This is a genomic window from Alkalibaculum sporogenes, from assembly GCF_009362815.1.
Lineage (GTDB): Bacteria > Bacillota > Clostridia > Eubacteriales > Alkalibacteraceae > Alkalibaculum_A > Alkalibaculum_A sporogenes.
Window position 1 is genome coordinate 1 of the sequence record NZ_WHNX01000076.1, and the last position, 1,930, is coordinate 1,930.

The following is a 1,930-nucleotide window of genomic DNA, read 5'->3' on the forward strand; positions in this document are numbered from 1 at the left end:
TGTGTCGCCACAAACGCCCTTGCTTACAGCTTGCCTTCCCATTAGCTAGGTGGCAGGTTTTCTTTCAAACCATCAGCTCGGTATCATGCCTCGCAAACTGCGGGAGACCTCTGGTCTCCCGCAGTATGACACAATATTCTTATATTACGCATTAGTAGAATTATACGCATAATTCATTAATCATACTGGACACAATATATTTTTTCATTTTGTTTGATAAAACATTTAAAGATAGTACAATTTTAGGTATAATGTAATAAAGTTACAATTACAATATGCCATTATTCTATCTTATTATTTAGATAAAATTTTAAGAAGTGTAGTTGTATTATATTATTTTGACGAATTCTCAATCAAGGAATATTTCGTCTACCGGATATTCAGAAGGCACAGTAAAAATCTAAACTTTCAAGGGCTAGATTAAAACTTAGAATTATTTTAAATAAATTGATGGGAGTGAGAGTTTTGAACGATAAGATTGATGATATGGAATCTAAGGAGAAAACCAAAACAGGCAAGCATGGAAGTAGGATTCATGTTAGCAAAAGGTTAATACAGTCTCTAGTTGCTGCTGTATTGTTAACAATTTTAATTATTTCAACCACAATGTCACCCAATACCCAAACTAATGTCCGAGTAATAGATTCTGTATTTAGATCCTTTGGGGATAGGGGATTGAAACTTGCTAGTGAAAAGGAGGCCTCTTCCTTAGTAGGGCAAACAATGATAGATAAAGGTATAGAAGTTACAATTAATGATGTACTTTATGACGGTACAAGGTTATCTATTGGCTATACCATGGAAGGCAAAATCGGGGAATTGGAACAGCTTGATTTGCTGGTTAATGATGAGCCTATTAGCGGCTCTGTTGGCTATACTGGAAGTTTTTTATCAAAAAGAGCTTATGCTGGGATAATTACCGTTATCTCCACAAATGAACTCCCTAAAGATTTCAAGCTTACAATAATACTTAATAAGATAGGAAATAAAAAAGGAAGCTGGGAATTTAAAGATATACCTGTAAAAAATCAAGACCATATTCTTAATTCTAAAATTATAACTCCTATGGTTACAAAGCCTTTACGGGGGGGAAGTATAACTATAGAAGAAATACTTATTTCTGATTCTTCAATTGAACTAAATGTAACTGAATCTAATACACCCGAGGGTTACGATTATCAAGTAATAGATAACTACGGCAATGTACTAAGACCTTTATCTGGAAGTGGGTATGGTGAAGGTGAGGGTGATATTATGAAAAATGAATTTACATTTGAGCCACTACATAATAATCCTCAACATTTTGTCATAAAAGTATTGGCACCCGAATATGAAAATACGTCCTTAATTAAAGATATAAAAGTAAAAGTAACAGACAAGTTCCCAATTATTATTTCACAAGGTGAAGGAGGCGAAATTTCTGTAAATAAAATAGAGTATCTAAAGAATAAAACTTTAGTTCATTATACTTATAAGGGTAATGACCCCTATGGCAATGGTTTGTGTGTTTGGGTAGAAGATAATCGGATGAAAATTTTGGATAACCCAACAGAATCTACTCAAAGAAACAAGATTAATTACACTACCGATGGTTCCTATATATTAGAGTGTAATCGTATTAATAAGAATAAGGAAATTACTATTGGAACAAAGGTACTTCCCGATATTAATAGTATTTTGGAGTTTGAAATACCATTGAAATAGTAATTGTTCAACAAATGATAGTTTATTATGTAACCTTTGCTAATAGATTAAGCTTAATCAATAAAACTAATAATAAATATTAAATAGCAGACAGCTATAAAATAGCACTGTTTTGTAGCTGTTTTATGGTAGTGTAATTAATCTTGTGTCTATGGTAAAAAACAACTCTTTCTTGGCAAGAATTCAGATATGAATTTAATCAAGAAGGAGTTATTTTTATGGCAAT

Annotated in this window: 1 protein-coding gene; it reads left to right on the forward strand. The window is 32.1% G+C overall.

Annotated elements, in window-relative coordinates; genetic code table 11:
* Window positions 1–465: 465 nt before the first annotated feature.
* Window positions 466–1,704 carry a DUF4179 domain-containing protein gene (locus tag GC105_RS16580; RefSeq protein ID WP_193708470.1) on the forward strand — a complete coding sequence of 413 codons (1,239 nt, stop codon included), beginning with the start codon at window positions 466–468 and terminating at the stop codon, window positions 1,702–1,704.
* The last annotated feature ends 226 nt before the right edge of the window (window positions 1,705–1,930 follow it).